Consider the following 16,802-nt stretch of genomic DNA (forward strand, 5'->3'; position numbering starts at 1 on the left):
TTTCGCGGTTGGAGCGTAGCATATCAACACCATCCGTTCTACAATAGTTACCTATATTATACAACATTAACGCGGTGTCGTCTTAAACAAAATTAACATAAAATAGGCTGTCGAGACTTTCTCGACAATCTGAGAAGACCTTAGTAGGTCTTCTTTTTTTGGACTTAGATGCCCCTGTATACAAGGAATATGATGAACAAAGCAACATTCTGTCTTTTTTTGGCGCCTGAACGATGTATAATATAGAAAATGAAAAACAATAAGGAGGCCGTTCATAGTGCGGAAATTTCGTTGGATTTCAGCAGTTGCAGTCCTCATATTTGTAGCCACCGCGCTTCCGGTTCAGGCGGCGACCATTCCGGCCGCCGCGGAAACGACGGATAAGCAGGTTGGGTCGCTAACTCCGACAGTGGTAAGCCGTTTAGAAAAAGCGGTGCAAGAACTCATCGGCTCGAAGACAGCATTTCAATTTGACGATGTGACGGATATGGGGAAAACTTGGATTGTAGAGGGCGGACTGGAAGATGGAACTGCTACGTTACAGACAGAATATAATAAAGAAAAAAATAGAGTAGATTCTACAACCATACGATATAAAATAAGCAGCTTGGGAAAAGCGATGAACGCGCCACTCAAGACGAAAGTGCTAAACAGCGCCAAAGCGTTTGACAGCAAGCGTCCTTTGCAATTTGAAGCATTTTGGCGGGTCAAATCCCCTTATCAGTCCAACAAGCCATCAAATTACTGGGTATTTTGGGGCGCAGGTGAACAGGCTTCCTCGTTGTATGTGGATGTGGATCGAGGTAACGCTATTACCATCAACGCGGACTATGCGCTGAAGCGGGTGGACCCTCTGATACTGAACCGTGCAATGAACACATTTAAGCGTGTGAGTGGACAGCCAATTAAGGTGCAGCACGCTTCACGGTACAAGGACGAAACGAAGGGGCTTTCATATTGGTCGTTTGAGGATGCAAACGAGGCCAGTGAGGTCAAAATTAGCGCGGTAACCGGTAAAGTGCTGGCCGTATCCACCTATGGGGTGGATTGGAATGATGACGCAGATTTCAAAAAAACATTTGCAAGCCCGAAATATACTGCCTCAGAAGCTTTGAAGCTAGTCAAGCCCAAGGCTCAGATGTTGTTTAATATCAATTTGACCGGCTATAAAGTGAAAGTTCAAGGGAATCAATATACGTTCTACAAGCAGCAAAAGGGAACGGATTCTATTGTGGCTAAAGTAAATAAAAAAGGGACTTTTTACGCTTACTCTCTCCATTCTTCCGTTGGGAAAATGTAGTAGGAAATAGAAAAGATGAATCAAGCCGCTCCACTCCTGATATCATATTGTCGGGGAGTGGGGCGGCTTTTTTAGTTTTTGGCTTATGTTTGAAGTCTCTTTATGTTACATTAGTATGAAAATAAAGAGCGGGGTGGAGCAGAGGACATGAAACCGGATTTGCGTACTGTGCTGAATCGTGAAATTATTGTCGGAGACGGCGCAATGGGGACTTTTTTATATCAGCTAGGATTTCCAGTAAATACGTCTTTCGAAGAACTGAACATCACTTCGCCTGATGTTATATCAGACGTGCATGGTCAATATTTAAGTGCAGGAGCTCGATTGCTGGAGACTAATACATTTTCTGCAAATGATTATAAGTTAGCCCGGTTTGGACTGGAATCTAAGGTAGAAGAGATCAATCGTGCTGGTGTGAGAATTGCCAGAGATGCGGCCGGACCTGAACATTATGTGGTAGGTGCAGTGGGTTCCATATGTGGGGGAAAGCGGCTTAACATATCAAAGCTGGAGCTGGCAAGAAACTATGAACAGCAAATTGATGCCCTTCTCTCCGAAGGAGTCGACGGTATTTTGTGCGAAACGTTTTATTCGCTGGATGAAATACGCATAGCGCTTCACAGTGTACGTAAATATAGTGATATTCCGGTGATTTGTCAGTTTGCGGTCGATCAGGTTGGTCGTACTCAGGATGGTTTTTTAGTGGCGGAAGCTTTTTCGGTGCTGCGTAATGAGGGGGCAGACATCCTTGGATTTAACTGTCACTCGGGTCCGCAGGGAATTATGAGTGTAATGGAGCAGCTGGACGGCCCTTTGTCTGTACCGTTGTCCGTATATCCGAATGCGGGACTAGCAGATTATGTGGACGGTCACTATGTATACGGTGCATCACCTGAATATTTTGGAGAATGTGCCAAATCCTTTGTAGACCTGGGAACGAGGCTGCTCGGTGGTTGCTGCGGAACTACACCGGATCATATTGCTGCTATATCCAAAGCCTTGAACCGTTTGCAACCGCCTCCTCTTGCTTCAAAAGAAGCTTTGTCGAAAGAGTCCTTTCAAGTGGCGGAGCAGATTGCAGATGAAGGGGAACGAGGAAATGGCAGACATATCAGCGAGCCCAACATTGTGGATCTGGTTAAGGAACGACATACGGTCATTGTAGAACTGGATCCTCCGCGCGATCTGGACATTACGAGGTTTATGCAAGGTGCTCATGCGTTGAAGAAAGCCGGGGCCGACGCGCTTACACTGGCTGACAACTCGCTTGCAGTCACTCGCATGAGCAACATGGCGCTTGGACATTTGGTCAGTATTGAAACAGGCTTGCGTCCATTAATTCATATAGCATGTCGTGATCGCAATCTGATTGGTACTCAATCCCACATGATGGGTTTTGACGCGCTCGGTATTGACCATGTACTGGCGGTTACTGGAGATCCGGCGCGGTTTGGTGATTTGCCAGGCGCCAGTTCGGTGTATGATATGACCTCTTTTGAAATCATACGCATGATCAAGCAATTAAATGATGGTGTTGCATTTTCCGGTAAGCCACTGAAGCAGAAGGCTAATTTTGTGGTAGGTGCCGCATTTAATCCTAACGTCAAGCATTTGGGTAAAGCCGTACAGCGGTTGGAGAAGAAAATTGCCTCCGGAGCCGACTATGTTATGACTCAGCCCGTATACGACCACGAGTTGATTGCAGCCATCGCGGAAGCGACACGACATTTGGAAGTACCGATTTTTATCGGTATTATGCCGCTGGCTAGTGGGCGCAATGCAGAATACTTGCACAATGAAGTACCAGGCATTCAGTTATCCGATGAGGTGCGTGCACGTATGTCTGGCCTTGAGGGTCCGGAAGGACGAGCAATGGGCGTGTCTATTGCCAAGGAGTTACTCGATACGGCAATGGAACATTTTAATGGTATCTATTTTATGACTCCATTTATGTTCTATGAAATGACAGCTGAACTGACTTCTTACGTATGGCAAAAATCAGGCCGCGCACAGGCCCCCTTGTTTCGACTATAATAATCAATTACAATAGTATAATGGATGTGATGCCGATGTCATTGAGTATGACCGGATACGGTCAAGCTATCCTTCATTATGAGGGCTATAAAGTGCGCTTGGAATTGAAATCGGTAAATCACCGCTATTGCGAAGTGATGATGAGAATTCCGCGCGAATGGACTCGTTACGAAGATGGCTTGAGAAGAACGGTTCAACAGCAGATTAAACGCGGTCGTATCGATGTCTTTATCCACAGGGAACGTGATGAAGAACAGATGCCCGCCGCGCGGTTAAATGACACTGTGGTGCAGGCTTACCTGCATGCAGCAGAGCAGCTGGCGGATCGTTATGGAGTGAAAGGAACGTTAGGGATAAGCGATATTCTTGCTTTGCCTGACGTTCTGGGTGAGCCTGGAGAGGCTTTCCATGGAGACGAAGAGGACTGGGAAGAGCAACTACAGCGAGCTTTGAATGAAGCTTTGCAAGGTTTACTGGAGATGAGAAGGCGAGAAGGCGGGCATTTGGCGCAAGATGTGAAATCCCGTATTTTACGTCTGGAATCCCTGCATCATGAAATGACGGTGCTGGCTCCTCATGTTGTGAGCGACTACCGTAACAGGCTGAAACACAGGCTTAAAGAGCTTCAGGACGGTTCATTTACGCTTGATGAACATAAGTTCGGAATGGAGATTGCGTTATTCGCGGATCGCAGCAATATTGATGAGGAACTTACCCGGCTTCAAAGTCACTTTGGGCAGTGCAAGGGGTTGCTGCTATCGGACGAGCCGGCCGGTCGCAAATTAGATTTTTTAATCCAGGAAATGAATAGAGAAGTCAACACGATCGGCTCCAAGGCTAATCATCTCAACTTGGTTAATTTGGTCGTTGAGATGAAAGCAGAGCTCGAGAAAATTCGTGAGCAGGCTGCAAATATTGAGTAGCTACCTGGTAGCGGCACGGCTGCAAGAGTCACATGTATAGGGGGAAAGACCTGAATATGGCAATCAAATTGATCAATATTGGTTTCGGCAATATCGTGTCGGCCAACCGAATTATCTCCATCGTCAGTCCGGAGTCTGCTCCGATCAAGCGGATTATACAGGAAGCCAGGGACCGTCATATGCTAATTGATGCTACCTATGGCCGCCGGACGCGGGCTGTTATTATTACAGACAGTGATCATGTAATCCTGTCTGCGGTGCAGCCGGAGACGGTCGCTCATCGCCTATCCACTAAAGATGATGACAATGACGAATAAAAATGGAGTGTACTATGGCTAAGGGATTATTATTTGTAATATCCGGACCTTCGGGTGTCGGTAAAGGGACGGTAGGCAACGCATTGCGTGACAAGCTACCAGAGATAACGTACTCCGTTTCTGCTACAACTCGAACACCTCGTTCGGGTGAACAGGATGGAGTGACCTATTTTTTTAAAACGCGTGAAGAATTTTTGGGTATGATTGAACGAGATGAAATGCTGGAGTATGCTGAGTATGTAGGGAACTATTATGGTACTCCACGTGATTTTGTAGATCAGACGCTTGCGCAGGGAAAAGATATTTTTCTGGAGATTGAAGTTCAGGGAGCGCTAAAGGTTAAAGAAAAATTTCCAGAAGGCATATTCATTTTTCTGCTTCCGCCTTCGCTAGATGAATTAAAGGATAGAATCCGGGGACGGGGCACAGAAACTCAAGCGACCATAGACCACCGTATGTCGGTAGCTGTGGATGAAATGAATCTGTTGCGTCACTATGATTATGCGGTTGTCAATGATGAGATTGATTTCGCTTGTAAACGAATAGAATCCATTATTATCGCCGAACATTGTAAGGTTCATCCTTAAACGAGGGCTTTTCATATGCCAAGCGTACCTAAAGAGAAATAATACTGTATAAGCTGAGCTTGAAGGTGTACACTGGAGTTCAGCTTATACAGTCCCAAAACTACATGAAGAGGTGTCTATTCGTGCTGTATCCTTCCATTGATGAAATGATGAAAAAGGCAGATAGTAAGTATTCGTTGGTTGTAGCGGCTTCACGTCGTGCCAGACAGTTGCGCGAGGGTGAAAAGACGACTCTCAAGAATCCTAAATCCCACAAACAGGTTGGAGTGGCGTTGGAAGAGATTTACGCGGATCATCTGCGTCTTGAAAGCGGCGAAGACGAGTAAGAATTATACACAACTATTATAACCGGGCGCAATGCCAATTCCTTTGACAACCGCAAGGTTGTTATTTTTTTAGGTCAGGGGGAGTTAACGATGTTGAAGGGGAAAGTTATTATTCTTGGTATAACCGGTGGAATTGCTGCTTACAAAGGGGCTGCGTTATGTAGTAGGTTGACACAAAAGGGCGCCGATGTTCATGTGATTATGACAGCCTCTGCTAAGGAGTTTATTACCGAGCTTACACTGCAGTCGCTCTCTCGTAATCCGGTGTACAGTGATACGTTTGATGAAAGAGAGCCGTCCGTCGTATCCCATATTCATCTGGCAGATGCGGCTGATTTGGTGCTTGTTGCACCTGCAACTGCGAATATTATTGGAAAAATGGCGCATGGCCTTGCTGATGATATGTTGTCTACAACGTTGTTGGCTACAACAGCGCCTATTATGGTGGCACCTGCGATGAATGTACATATGTACACTCATCCGGCAGTCATGCAAAATATGGAGACGCTTGTATCACGTGGTGTGAAGATGATTGAGCCTGGTGAAGGATTACTGGCTTGCGGTTACGTTGGCAAAGGACGTTTGGAAGAGCCGGACACAATTGTGCAAACCATAGAGCACTTTTTTGATCAGCAAGCCCAGGAACAAAAAAACAACATTAAGTCTGAATCCCGATGGTTTGGTGGCGAATCTGTGGAGGCTCAAGTGCCTGAGTCACCTGTGAATGAGAATGAATCGGTGTTTTCAGGTAAAAAAGTCATTGTAACGGCTGGAGGCACGATCGAGCGAATTGATCCAGTGCGTTATATCACAAATGATTCATCTGGAAAAATGGGCTTCGCCATTGCAAAAGTGGCTCAAAAGATGGGGGCAGAGGTGCACTTGATTGCTGCCAATACCAGTGCGGAACCGCCTGCTGGTATTATGCTTGAAAGAGTCCAGTCGGCTGAAGACATGTACGCAGCTGTATTAAAACAATGGGAAACGAGCGATATGGTCGTTATGGCTGCTGCAGTTGCAGATTATCGACCACGTGAGATAGCACAGACCAAGATCAAGAAAAAAGATAGCGTATTTACGCTAGAGTTAGTGAAGAACGTCGATATTCTAGAATCACTCGGACGGAGTAAGAAACATCAATTTTTAATTGGCTTTGCAGCTGAAACTGAACATTTGGAGACGTATGCGAAAGATAAATTAGAACGTAAAAATTGTGATTTGATCGCGGCAAACGATGTAACTGTGAATGGTGCTGGTTTTGGCGTCGATACGAATGCTGTTCAAATTTATGACCGAAGCGGGATCGTTGAGCGTATTCCTGTACAGTCAAAGGAAGAAGTTGCGCGTAAGTTGCTTACTATAGCCGCGGGACGCATGGGTGGGGTGCTGCATTAATGGAGACGGGCAATTTAGTTGCCAAGGTCATTGTCGATGTACCTGCCAAGGATACGGACCGCACCTTCGATTATCTGATACCGGATTCAATGAGACCTTGGATTGAGCCGGGTAGTCGGGTAGCTGTGCCATTTGGCAAACGGACGGTGCAGGCTTTCGTCATCTCGGTAGTCCCAGCTGAGGAACCACCGAAATACAGGATGAGAGCGATTCAGGAGTTGCTGGATTTGGTGCCACCTTTATCTGCCGACCTAGTCGAACTGGGCAAGTGGATGAGTGAACGTTATGCTTGTAATCAAATTATGGCATTGCAAGTGATGATTCCTACCGCGCTCAAAGGCAAAGCAGAACGTTATATCTCAATTGCGGAACAGCATGAGTTAACGCATCCACAGCGTAGTATACAACCGAATCAGGGCGATGAGCTCGAATGGGCACTTCTGACCGACGATGGTATGAGTGATCCGACAGAGCGTCGGATTGTCAGCTTCATTCAGGAGAAGGAGCAAGTCCCGTTGCAGCAACTCAGTCGACGTTTCCCTGAGGAAGCGGAGGTTATTAAATCACTGTTACGCCGGGGTGTGCTTCAGGAAAGTCAAGTTATTAAAGACAAGCTTGGCAAAAAGACCATGAAATCCGTTGATCTGGCTATCGGCATAGACGAGGCATCAACGGTACTGGAGCAATTTTCTGCCAAAGCACAGCGTCAGCGGGAGGTACTTGCTTTTTTGCTGGAACGTAGCGAGTTTTTGCCTCTGTCGCTCAAGGAAGTCATGACCTCATTGAGTGTGTCTGCTGCAACGGTTAAGGCGCTGGAAGATAAGGGCTATGTGTTGCTGGAGGATGTCGAAGTGTTCCGCGACCCGTACCGGGGCAGACACTTCAAGCCTACAGAGCCACTCCCTCTCACAGCAGAGCAGCAGTCGGTGTATGAACGGATTATTCGCCAGCTGGACACGCGTGAGCAAGGAGCTTATTTGTTGCATGGAGTCACGGGGAGCGGTAAGACGGAAATTTATCTACAGACGATTCAACGTTGTATCGAGCAGAATCGGCAGGCCATTGTGCTGGTACCTGAAATATCGTTAACCCCACAAATGGTTGAGCGTTTTAAAGGTCGGTTTGGCGATCAGGTAGCAGTGATGCACAGTAGGTTGTCTGGAGGAGAACGGTACGATGAGTGGCGCAAAATACGCGAAGGCCGTGTGAAAGTGGCGATTGGTGCTCGCTCGGCAGTATTTGCGCCTTTTCGTGAGTTAGGTCTTATTATTATGGATGAGGAGCACGAAACGTCCTATAAGCAGGAAGAGACACCTAAATACCATGCGCGTGATGTCGCCATTCGCAGAGCCCATCAGCATGGGGCTGTCGTTATTCTCGGCTCGGCTACACCGTCGCTGGAAAGCTACTATGCGGCTCGCTCACAAAGCAACGACGAGTTTGCGCCGTTGCTACTTGAAATGCCAACTCGCGCATTGGGGAACACGTTACCCGAAGTACATATCATGGATATGCGTGAGGAACTGCGTGCTGGCAACCGCTCTATGTTTAGCCGTGCGTTGCATAATGGGATTGCAGAGCGGTTAGAGCGTAAGGAGCAGACGGTGCTCCTGTTGAATCGGCGTGGACACTCCACATTCGTCATGTGCCGTAGCTGTGGCTATGTGGCGGGCTGTCCGCATTGTGATATTTCGCTTACGTATCATCAGCGGTCGAACAATTTACGTTGTCATTACTGTGGTTATTCCGAGCCTGTGCCTCAGACTTGCCCTGAATGCGGTAGTGAGCATATTCGCTATTTCGGTACAGGTACCCAGCGAGTGGAAGAAGAGCTGGCGAAGCTATTCCCCGGTATACGTGTTGTTCGAATGGATGTTGATACAACGACAGAAAAAAATGCCCACGAAAAGCTCCTCAAGCAATTTCGTGATAAAAAAGCGGACGTGCTGCTCGGTACTCAAATGGTTGCCAAAGGCCTGGACTTTCCCGATGTGACACTGGTTGGTGTCATTACTGCGGATTCAGCTCTCAATTTACCGGATTTTCGGGCTGCGGAAAAGACATTTCAGCTGTTAACACAAGTAGCTGGACGTGCTGGGAGACATCAATTGCCAGGGGAAGTATTCGTACAATCCTATACTCCAGAGCATTATTCGGTGATTCACGCAAGTCGCCATGATTATGCTTCTTTTGTGAGGGAAGAATTGAAACACCGCCGCAATTTGCACTATCCACCATATTGCCGTCTTATTTTGGTAACCTTTTCTCATGAACAACTCCCGGTGCTGGTCCGGCTGGCAGAGAATTATTCAGCAACACTACAGGGACGGGCCAGACAACGAGGCTGGTTCGGGAATATGGATCGTCTTACATCGGATGTACTCGACATTTTGGGGCCAGTAGCTTCTCCCATTTCGAGAATCAAGAATAGATACCGATTTCAATGTATGATAAAATGGCGTGGAAATATCGACGCGATTAGTTTGGCTCAGCAAGTAGCTGATGAAATGGCCGAATCCGCACAGGCGCAAAAGTTGCTGATTAGTCTGGATGTTGATCCACAAATGCTTATGTAGAGCGTTGCCACAAAAGTTATTAGCACAATTAATGCGGACAAGTCGTCCGTACATAGGATAATGTAGCAGTCGCGTTTGTGATGAATACAGTTAAGCCTAAACGAAGGAAAAAGGATAAAGAGGAAGGTGTTCTGTTGTCATGTCAATTAGAATTATAGTGTTGGAGCCGGATGATGTATTGCACAAAGTAGCAAAGGAAGTTACTAAAATTACACCTAACGTGCAAAAGCTGCTCGACGATATGGCAGATACGATGTATGAAGCGGAGGGTGTAGGTCTTGCTGCTCCGCAAGTAGGTATTTTGAAGCGTCTCATCGTTGTAGATGCTGGAGATGAACATGGTTTGATTAAAATGATCAACCCAGAAATCGTGGCCGAAGAAGGGGAGGAATTGGGTCCAGAAGGCTGCCTGAGTATACCAGGGTTGAACGGGGATGTGCGTCGTGCCGAGAAAGTTACAGTCAAGGGACTGGACCGCGAGGGTAAGGCCATTACCGTTACAGCGACAGGATTGCTTTCTCGTGCTTTTCAGCATGAAATCGACCATTTAAATGGAATTTTGTTCACGGATATTGCAGAAAAAGTATATGAGGTTGCGCTGGAACAGCCAGGACCGAACCGTCAGATAGGAGAGTGAGGTTCGATGAGTCAAGACATTCGTATTATCTTTATGGGTACGCCTGAGTTTGCAGTGCCATCGTTGAACATGTTACTGGATAACGGTTATAACGTGGTCGGTGTGATTACACAGCCCGATAAGCCACAGGGACGGAAAAAAATATTGACGCCTACACCAGTTAAGGAAGCGGCAGAAAAACGCGGATTACCTGTACTGCAACCGACCCGCCTGCGCCAGCCAGAAGCGGTGGCTCAGGTGGCGGAGCTGCGTCCTGATCTGATCGTAACCGCAGCCTATGGGCAAATTTTGCCAAAATCCGTACTAGACCTGCCTCGTTTCGGCTGCCTGAATGTGCATGGTTCGTTACTTCCCCGTTATCGGGGAGGTGCACCGATCCAGCGTGCGATTATTAACGGTGAGACCGTGACGGGTGTGACGCTGATGTATATGGCGGAAGGACTGGATACTGGCGATATGATATCGCGAGTTGAGGTTGCTATAGGACCGGAGGATACATCCGGTACGATTTTTGAGAAGCTAAGCGTAGCTGGAGCAAAGCTTTTGCAGGGCGAGCTGCCTAAATTGCTGGCTGGGCAATCAGACCGTACGCCGCAAAACGAGGACGAGGCGACCTATGCTCCGAATCTGAACCGCGACGATGAGCGTATTTCGTGGAGTGACAATGCACAGCAGATATACAACCGGATCCGCGGCCTTGTTCCTTTTTCGGGCGCGTTTACGCTTTGGGAGGAAAATGTTTTTAAAATATGGGCTGCTGAGCAGCCTTTCATAAATAATGAAGTGAGTGGCTCAAATGCTCCAGCACCCGGAACGGTTCTTCAATTGACCGCTCGTGGCATTGAGGTGCAGACAGGCGAAGGAACTCTTTGGCTGACTCAGGTTCAACCGGCTGGCAAAAAGGTTATGGATGCCGGAACCTTTGCGCGCGGCGGACAGATGAAGCCAGGCACGGTGCTCGGATGAGCGGGAGTCACTCCCGTCGGGGAGGCCAAGGCAAGGGAGTGGGTGCCAGATCCGGCAATACTCGCAAACAGACGGCGCGGGAAGTTGCACTTGATGTGTTGACCGGTGTGGAGCAAGAGGGTGCGTATAGCAATCTTGAATTGAATCGTCGACTTCAGCAGGCAGGTTTATCTGCAAGTGACGCTGGTTTGGCGACTGAACTTGTATACGGTACAGTCGCACGCCGAAATACACTAGATTATTTTTTGAATAAATTTGTTCAAAAAGGAACGGCCAAGCTTCAGGCTTGGGTACGTTCGTTGCTGCGGATGAGTGTGTATCAGGTGGTGTATCTGGATCGAGTTCCAGATCATGCAGTCGTTAGTGAAGCGGTGACCATTGCCAAGCGTCGTGGACATCAGGGGATTTCCGGTATGGTCAACGGCGTGCTCCGCAGCATGCTGCGTGAGCCGGACAAGCTGCGTATTCCTGACGATTTGTCACCAGAGGAACGGATTTCATTAGAACATTCTCATCCACAGTGGCTGGTTAAGCGTTGGATTAAGCAATACGGTGCAGATACTGCTGAGGCTATCTGTCAGGCTAATAATGAGCCCCCTGCGGTCAGCGTACGGGTGAATACGACAATTACCAGCCGTGATCAGCTGCTGGACGAGATGCGCTCAAAAGGACTTGATGCCGTTCCTTCGGCAGTTAGTCCCTATGGGATTGTTGTTCGTAGCGGTGGCAATATGGCGCTTACCTCGTGGTATACGGACGGCTCGCTGTCCGTACAGGATGAAAGCTCTATGCTCGTTGCCGAAGCAGTTGCTCCTGAGCCCGGTATGCTGGTACTGGATTGCTGTGCCGCTCCAGGCGGCAAAACAGCTCATATGGCTGAGCTGATGAAGGATCGCGGTCGGATCGTTGCAAATGATCTGCATGCCCATAAGCATCAATTAATCCGTGAACAGGCTAAACGACTTGGCCTGGATGCCGTGGAAACAGTCACTGGTGATGCGCTAGAACTGAAGGAACGATATGCCCCAGCTTCTTTTGACCGTATTTTGCTGGATGCACCATGCTCTGGCTTTGGAGTAATTCGTCGTAAACCGGACCTGCGTTGGAGCAAAACTGCGCAGGATGTTCGCGACATTACACAGCTTCAGCATGAGCTGCTGGATAGTGTGGCGGGACTGTTGAAGCCAGGTGGCATTCTGGTATACAGTACATGCACGATTGAGCCGGACGAAAATGAAGGACAATTGACTCGGTTTTTAAGCGAACATTCGGAGTATGAATTGGCAGAGGGTCATTCCTTCCCGGACGTGAGCCGCGAAATGGATAGTATACAGGGAGGCTCGGTACAGCTGTTACCGCAGCATTTCCACAGCGACGGATTTTATATCGCGCGCCTACGTCGGGTGAAATAGCGCGGAAGAGAATTCCATGCAGCTGCCCACCAGCATTTCCACATTCCGCCGGAACATTTCCGGCGGTTTTTTGCATGAAGACGAAAAATTTTTACCCCCTCAGGGATTTGTGCTAAAATAGGAAGAATGAAAAATACGATCTGCGATCAAACAGAACTTAATGAAGAAGGAACGGGTGCAAACATTGATGAAACCTTTTATATATGATTTAACTTTGGAGGAGCTTCAGGACTGGGCCAAGAACAATGGCGAGCCTGCTTTTCGTGGAGGACAAATTTTTGACTGGCTGTATGTGAAGCGGGTCAATGATTTCAGCGAGATGACGAATTTGCCCAAGGCGCTGAGAGAGAAGCTTGAGGAGCAATTTAGTTTTGTGACGCTTAGTGAAATTACAAAGTTGGAATCTAAGGACGGTACAGTAAAATTCCTGTTCGGTTTGCATGATGATCATGCCATTGAAACGGTCATTATGAGACACAATTACGGAAACAGTATTTGTGTAACGACACAAGTGGGTTGCCGAATTGGTTGTACTTTCTGCGCTTCGACGCTTGGAGGCCTCAAACGGAACCTGACAGCTGGTGAAATTACTGCACAGGTAGTACAGGCTCAGAAAATTTTGGATAAAACGAATGAACGAGTGAGCAGCATCGTGATTATGGGCTCGGGCGAGCCTTTTGAAAACTATGAAGCGACCATGACGTTTTTGCGTACAATGGTTCATGAAAAAGGTCTGAACATTGGTCAACGTCATATCACAGTGTCGACCAGCGGTATTGTACCGAATATTTATAAATTTGCCGACGAGGATACCCAGATTAATCTGGCAATATCCATTCATGCGCCTAATGATGCACTTCGGTCGAAGCTAATGCCTGTAAATCGGCGTTATCCCTTTAAGGATGTTATGGATTCTCTACGTTACTATCTTGCTAAGACGGGGCGGAGAATTTCGTTTGAATATGCCCTGATTGGTGGGGTAAACGATCAGGCAGAACATGCTGAAGAGCTAGCGGATGTGTTAAAGGACATGCTGTGTCACGTTAATTTGATTCCAGTCAACCATGTGCCTGAGCGCAAGTATGTGCGCACATCGCGTAGCGATATTTTTAATTTTCAACGTATTCTTGCCGAAAAAGGCGTCAATGTGACGATCCGGCGTGAACAGGGTCACGATATTGCCGCTGCCTGCGGTCAGTTGCGTGCAAAGCATATGGAGTTGGGGTGAAACCATTTGATCAAAACAGTTCATGTCAGCCATGTCGGACGTGTACGTTCGGTGAATGAGGATTCTGCCTGGATCAGGCACTTAGAGCAAGGCTATATTCTTGGGATTGTTGCCGATGGTATGGGGGGGCATTTGGCCGGTGATACGGCCAGCCGCCTTGCGGTAGAGACACTTGCCGCTGATTTGGCGACGCTGGAGAGCGGATTATCCGCACATTCTTTGACGGCGGCGCTCAGCGACGCTATTTTGCATGCCAATGAAGTCATCTTCCAGACGGCTGCACGCGATGAGAAGTATCATAATATGGGAACGACAGTTGTTGCGGTTTTACTATACGACGCATCCGGAATTATCGGACATATCGGTGACAGTCGCGCCTATGTCATATCCAAAGGAGCGGTACGTCAGCTTACAGAAGACCATACTTTGGTTAACGAGCTGTTCAAAAACGGTCAGATCAGTAAGGAAGAACGGGAGAACCATCCTCGTCGCAATGTACTGACACGGGCGCTGGGCACTGATTCCGAGGTGAAAGTGGATATTGACTCCATTACGCTGGAAAAAGGCGATGTACTGTTACTGTGTAGCGACGGATTAAGCAATCTGGTAACGGAAGAACAAATCAGTAAAGTAGTAGGTGCCGCAGAGAATCCTTTGGAGGAGCGTGCGGATCGTCTGCTACATCTGGCGTTGCTTGCCGGAGGAGACGATAACATTACTGTAGCTTTGTTTGAATTGCCCGATGACACGGTTTCATTGAATGAAAAGGGGTGTGACGCATGATCGGGCACCTGCTAGGGGGAAGATACGAAATTATTGAGCGTATCGGTGGCGGCGGTATGGCTCTGGTGTACAAGGCTCAAGACATTTTGCTGAATCGCAATGTTGCAGTTAAAGTGTTGCGCCAGCAATTTGTTCATGACGAGGAATTTATTCGCCGGTTTCGGCGTGAGGCGCAGTCTGCGGCTTCGCTTTCGCATTCGAATGTGGTCAGTATTTATGATGTCGGCCAAGAGGATGAAATCCATTATATTGTAATGGAGTGCATCGAAGGTAAAAATTTGAATGAGATTATTAAAGAACGTGCGCCATTGCAAGTGGATGAAGCAGTACGGATTGCTTCCCAGATTTGTGATGCGCTGGAGCATGCTCACCAAAATCAGATCATTCACCGAGACATCAAGCCTCATAATATATTAATTGGACGTAATGGACGGGTTAAGGTAACCGATTTTGGGATTGCTAGAGCTGTTACGTCAACGACCATTACCCAGACGGGTTCTGTTGTAGGTTCTGTTCATTATTTTTCACCTGAGCATGCAAAGGGTGTCGTCACCGGCGAAAAATCGGACTTATATTCTTTAGGTATTGTCTTATATCAAATGCTGACGGCGCAGCTCCCTTTCCTCGGAGAAAGTCCAATTAGTGTAGCGCTCAAGCATTTGCAAGAGGAGTTTGAGGAACCGCGTAAAATTAATCCGTTGATTCCGCAAAGTGTGGAAAATGTCATTCTAAAATCCATGCGCAAAAATCCAGAAGAGCGTTATCAATCGGCAGATGAAATGCTAAAAGATTTGGAAACCTGTTTGCTGCCGGGACGGCGTAATGAATCCAAGCTGGAGTTTACACATTTGGATGATGAGGATCAAACACGGGTTATTCCGGCTATTAAGCCTCAACAATTAGGGATGTCTTCTAGCGGGGAAGATGTACCTGCCCAACCGCGTGAGTCTGAACAGCTTCCGAGCAAGCAATCGTCCAAGAAAAATAGAAAAAAAGCGATCTTGTGGGTAACACTAGTGTTGGTGTTACTTCTGTGCATGGGCGGAGTGGTGTACTATGTGCAAAGTGTACTTGTCGTGCCTGAGGTAAAAGTACCAGGTGTATTGACACAAACAGAAGACCAAGCGAAGGTTAATCTCAGTAAAGCGGGTTTACTCATTGAGGAGCCAATCCAGCATGAATACAAAGAGGGGATCGCGCCTGGAATTGTATTTTATCAAAGCTATCCTGCAGATTCTTTAGTCAAGGAAGGAACCAAGATTAGTCTGAAAGTCGGGATTGCCAAGCCGCTCACCCCAATGCCGGATGTAAAAGGCCAAAGCTACGAGAATGCTGTTAAGCTGCTGACCGCCCAGCAAATTAAGGAGACGCAGATTCAGCAAAATGAGCAGTTCAGTGATCAGGCCGTTGGGACCGTCCTTAGTCAGACTCCAGCTGCAAATGAGCCATTTGATAAGGATTCAGTCCAAGTTGTGCTCACAGTCAGCAAGGGCGCTGACACTGTAAAAATGCCAAGTCTCGTAGGGAAAACGCAGAACCAAGCGGAAAATGAGGTCAAAAAGGCAGGGCTGAAGGTTGGCTCGATTAAAGAAGAATTTAGCTATGAGCAGGAAAAAGGAAGAGTAACCAAACAATGGCCGTCCGAGGCAGGCAGTGAGTTGCCACCAAATACGGAAATTACGTTTTATGTAAGCACTGGTTACCCGCCAGAAGCGATTACGCTGCCATTTAATGTGCCTGTTGCACCGAAGGAAGAGGGTAAAAACAGCAAAATTCGTATTACTTATACGGATGCACGTGGAGAAAATCAGGAATGGGGAAGCCGTACAATTAATACGACACAGGTGTTCACTATCAACCTGCTAATGGCTCCGAACAAAGACAGTGTTGTCTCAGTATTTAGAGATGGTGACTTTATTGATACGTATCCGGTTTCTTATATTGATGCGAAAAATGGAACAGTGACGATGCCTCAAATTGCCCCACCTGCTGGAACTTCACCAACGGATACACCTGATGGTAATTCCTCGCAAAATGGAAGTGGAAACGGCGAGGAAGGTGATAACGGGGGATCTTCTAATGATAGTGGTGACGGTGGAGGCGACTCGAACAATCAGGAGGGCACAGGAGGTAATGGTGACCCTTCCGCCTTTGTTCCTGGAACGAATTCCACGGGGGCTACGCGCAGTGAGTTGGCAGTTAGCCATAAAAACAACCCAGGTCACGCTTCCCACAAAAAGAAGGAAAAAGTGATTGAGGCTGTTCAGCATCAGTAAACGTGCAATAGGAGATGTTCAACCTGCTATACGCAATAAAAC

The 16,802-nt window shown here is 47.5% G+C and carries 14 protein-coding genes; all 14 read left to right on the plus strand.

Annotated elements, in window-relative coordinates:
* The first annotated feature begins 277 nt into the window (after nucleotides 1-277).
* The 14 genes from ACWA2B_RS20510 (at nucleotide 278) to pknB (ending at nucleotide 16,760) form a co-directional block, all read left to right on the plus strand.
* A complete protein-coding gene (locus ACWA2B_RS20510) occupies nucleotides 278-1,300 on the plus strand; it encodes a hypothetical protein (protein WP_029517196.1) in 1,023 nt (340 codons plus the stop codon).
* Nucleotides 1,301-1,447: 147 nt separating this feature from the next.
* Nucleotides 1,448-3,334 (plus strand): bifunctional homocysteine S-methyltransferase/methylenetetrahydrofolate reductase, encoded by a 1,887-nt coding sequence (locus ACWA2B_RS20515; protein ID WP_165150242.1) that lies wholly within the window; start codon nucleotides 1,448-1,450, stop codon nucleotides 3,332-3,334.
* A gap of 35 nt (nucleotides 3,335-3,369) precedes the next feature.
* A complete protein-coding gene (locus ACWA2B_RS20520; protein ID WP_029517198.1) occupies nucleotides 3,370-4,257 on the plus strand; it encodes a YicC/YloC family endoribonuclease in 888 nt (295 codons plus the stop codon).
* A gap of 56 nt (nucleotides 4,258-4,313) precedes the next feature.
* The gene (gene remA / locus ACWA2B_RS20525; RefSeq protein WP_005548256.1) at nucleotides 4,314-4,574 is read left to right on the plus strand and encodes an extracellular matrix/biofilm regulator RemA; all 261 of its coding nucleotides are present in this window, start codon (nucleotides 4,314-4,316) and stop codon (nucleotides 4,572-4,574) included.
* A 14-nt stretch (nucleotides 4,575-4,588) separates the two neighbouring features.
* Nucleotides 4,589-5,161, plus strand: coding sequence for a guanylate kinase (gmk, locus tag ACWA2B_RS20530; protein WP_013310894.1), 573 nt, complete (start codon nucleotides 4,589-4,591; stop codon nucleotides 5,159-5,161).
* A 122-nt stretch (nucleotides 5,162-5,283) separates the two neighbouring features.
* Nucleotides 5,284-5,487, plus strand: a complete 204-nt coding sequence (gene rpoZ, locus ACWA2B_RS20535) for a DNA-directed RNA polymerase subunit omega (protein WP_013310893.1) — start codon at nucleotides 5,284-5,286, stop codon at nucleotides 5,485-5,487.
* Nucleotides 5,488-5,577: 90 nt separating this feature from the next.
* Nucleotides 5,578-6,882, plus strand: coding sequence for a bifunctional phosphopantothenoylcysteine decarboxylase/phosphopantothenate--cysteine ligase CoaBC (gene coaBC, locus ACWA2B_RS20540; RefSeq protein ID WP_029517199.1), 1,305 nt, complete (start codon nucleotides 5,578-5,580; stop codon nucleotides 6,880-6,882).
* Nucleotides 6,882-9,458: a primosomal protein N' gene (priA, locus tag ACWA2B_RS20545; RefSeq protein ID WP_029517200.1), complete on the plus strand. Its 2,577-nt coding sequence runs from the start codon at nucleotides 6,882-6,884 to the stop codon at nucleotides 9,456-9,458. The genes coaBC and priA overlap by 1 nt, the downstream gene beginning before the upstream one ends.
* 139 nt (nucleotides 9,459-9,597) lie before the next feature.
* On the plus strand, nucleotides 9,598-10,095 hold the full coding sequence (gene def, locus ACWA2B_RS20550) for a peptide deformylase (RefSeq protein ID WP_013310890.1): 498 nt from the start codon (nucleotides 9,598-9,600) through the stop codon (nucleotides 10,093-10,095).
* A 6-nt stretch (nucleotides 10,096-10,101) separates the two neighbouring features.
* Nucleotides 10,102-11,061: a methionyl-tRNA formyltransferase gene (gene fmt, locus ACWA2B_RS20555; RefSeq protein ID WP_069012749.1), complete on the plus strand. Its 960-nt coding sequence runs from the start codon at nucleotides 10,102-10,104 to the stop codon at nucleotides 11,059-11,061.
* Entirely contained in the window at nucleotides 11,058-12,473 is a 1,416-nt protein-coding gene (rsmB, locus tag ACWA2B_RS20560) for a 16S rRNA (cytosine(967)-C(5))-methyltransferase RsmB (protein ID WP_449292584.1), read from the plus strand. Before fmt ends, rsmB begins: the two co-directional genes overlap by 4 nt.
* Before the next feature lie 187 nt (nucleotides 12,474-12,660).
* The gene (gene rlmN, locus ACWA2B_RS20565) at nucleotides 12,661-13,701 is read left to right on the plus strand and encodes a 23S rRNA (adenine(2503)-C(2))-methyltransferase RlmN (RefSeq protein ID WP_029517204.1); all 1,041 of its coding nucleotides are present in this window, start codon (nucleotides 12,661-12,663) and stop codon (nucleotides 13,699-13,701) included.
* A gap of 6 nt (nucleotides 13,702-13,707) precedes the next feature.
* Nucleotides 13,708-14,484: a Stp1/IreP family PP2C-type Ser/Thr phosphatase gene (locus ACWA2B_RS20570; protein WP_069012748.1), complete on the plus strand. Its 777-nt coding sequence runs from the start codon at nucleotides 13,708-13,710 to the stop codon at nucleotides 14,482-14,484.
* The gene (gene pknB, locus ACWA2B_RS20575; protein WP_029517206.1) at nucleotides 14,481-16,760 is read left to right on the plus strand and encodes a Stk1 family PASTA domain-containing Ser/Thr kinase; all 2,280 of its coding nucleotides are present in this window, start codon (nucleotides 14,481-14,483) and stop codon (nucleotides 16,758-16,760) included. The genes ACWA2B_RS20570 and pknB overlap by 4 nt, the downstream gene beginning before the upstream one ends.
* The last annotated feature ends 42 nt before the right edge of the window (nucleotides 16,761-16,802 follow it).

It is taken from the genome of Paenibacillus sp. CMM36 (genome assembly GCF_053570945.1).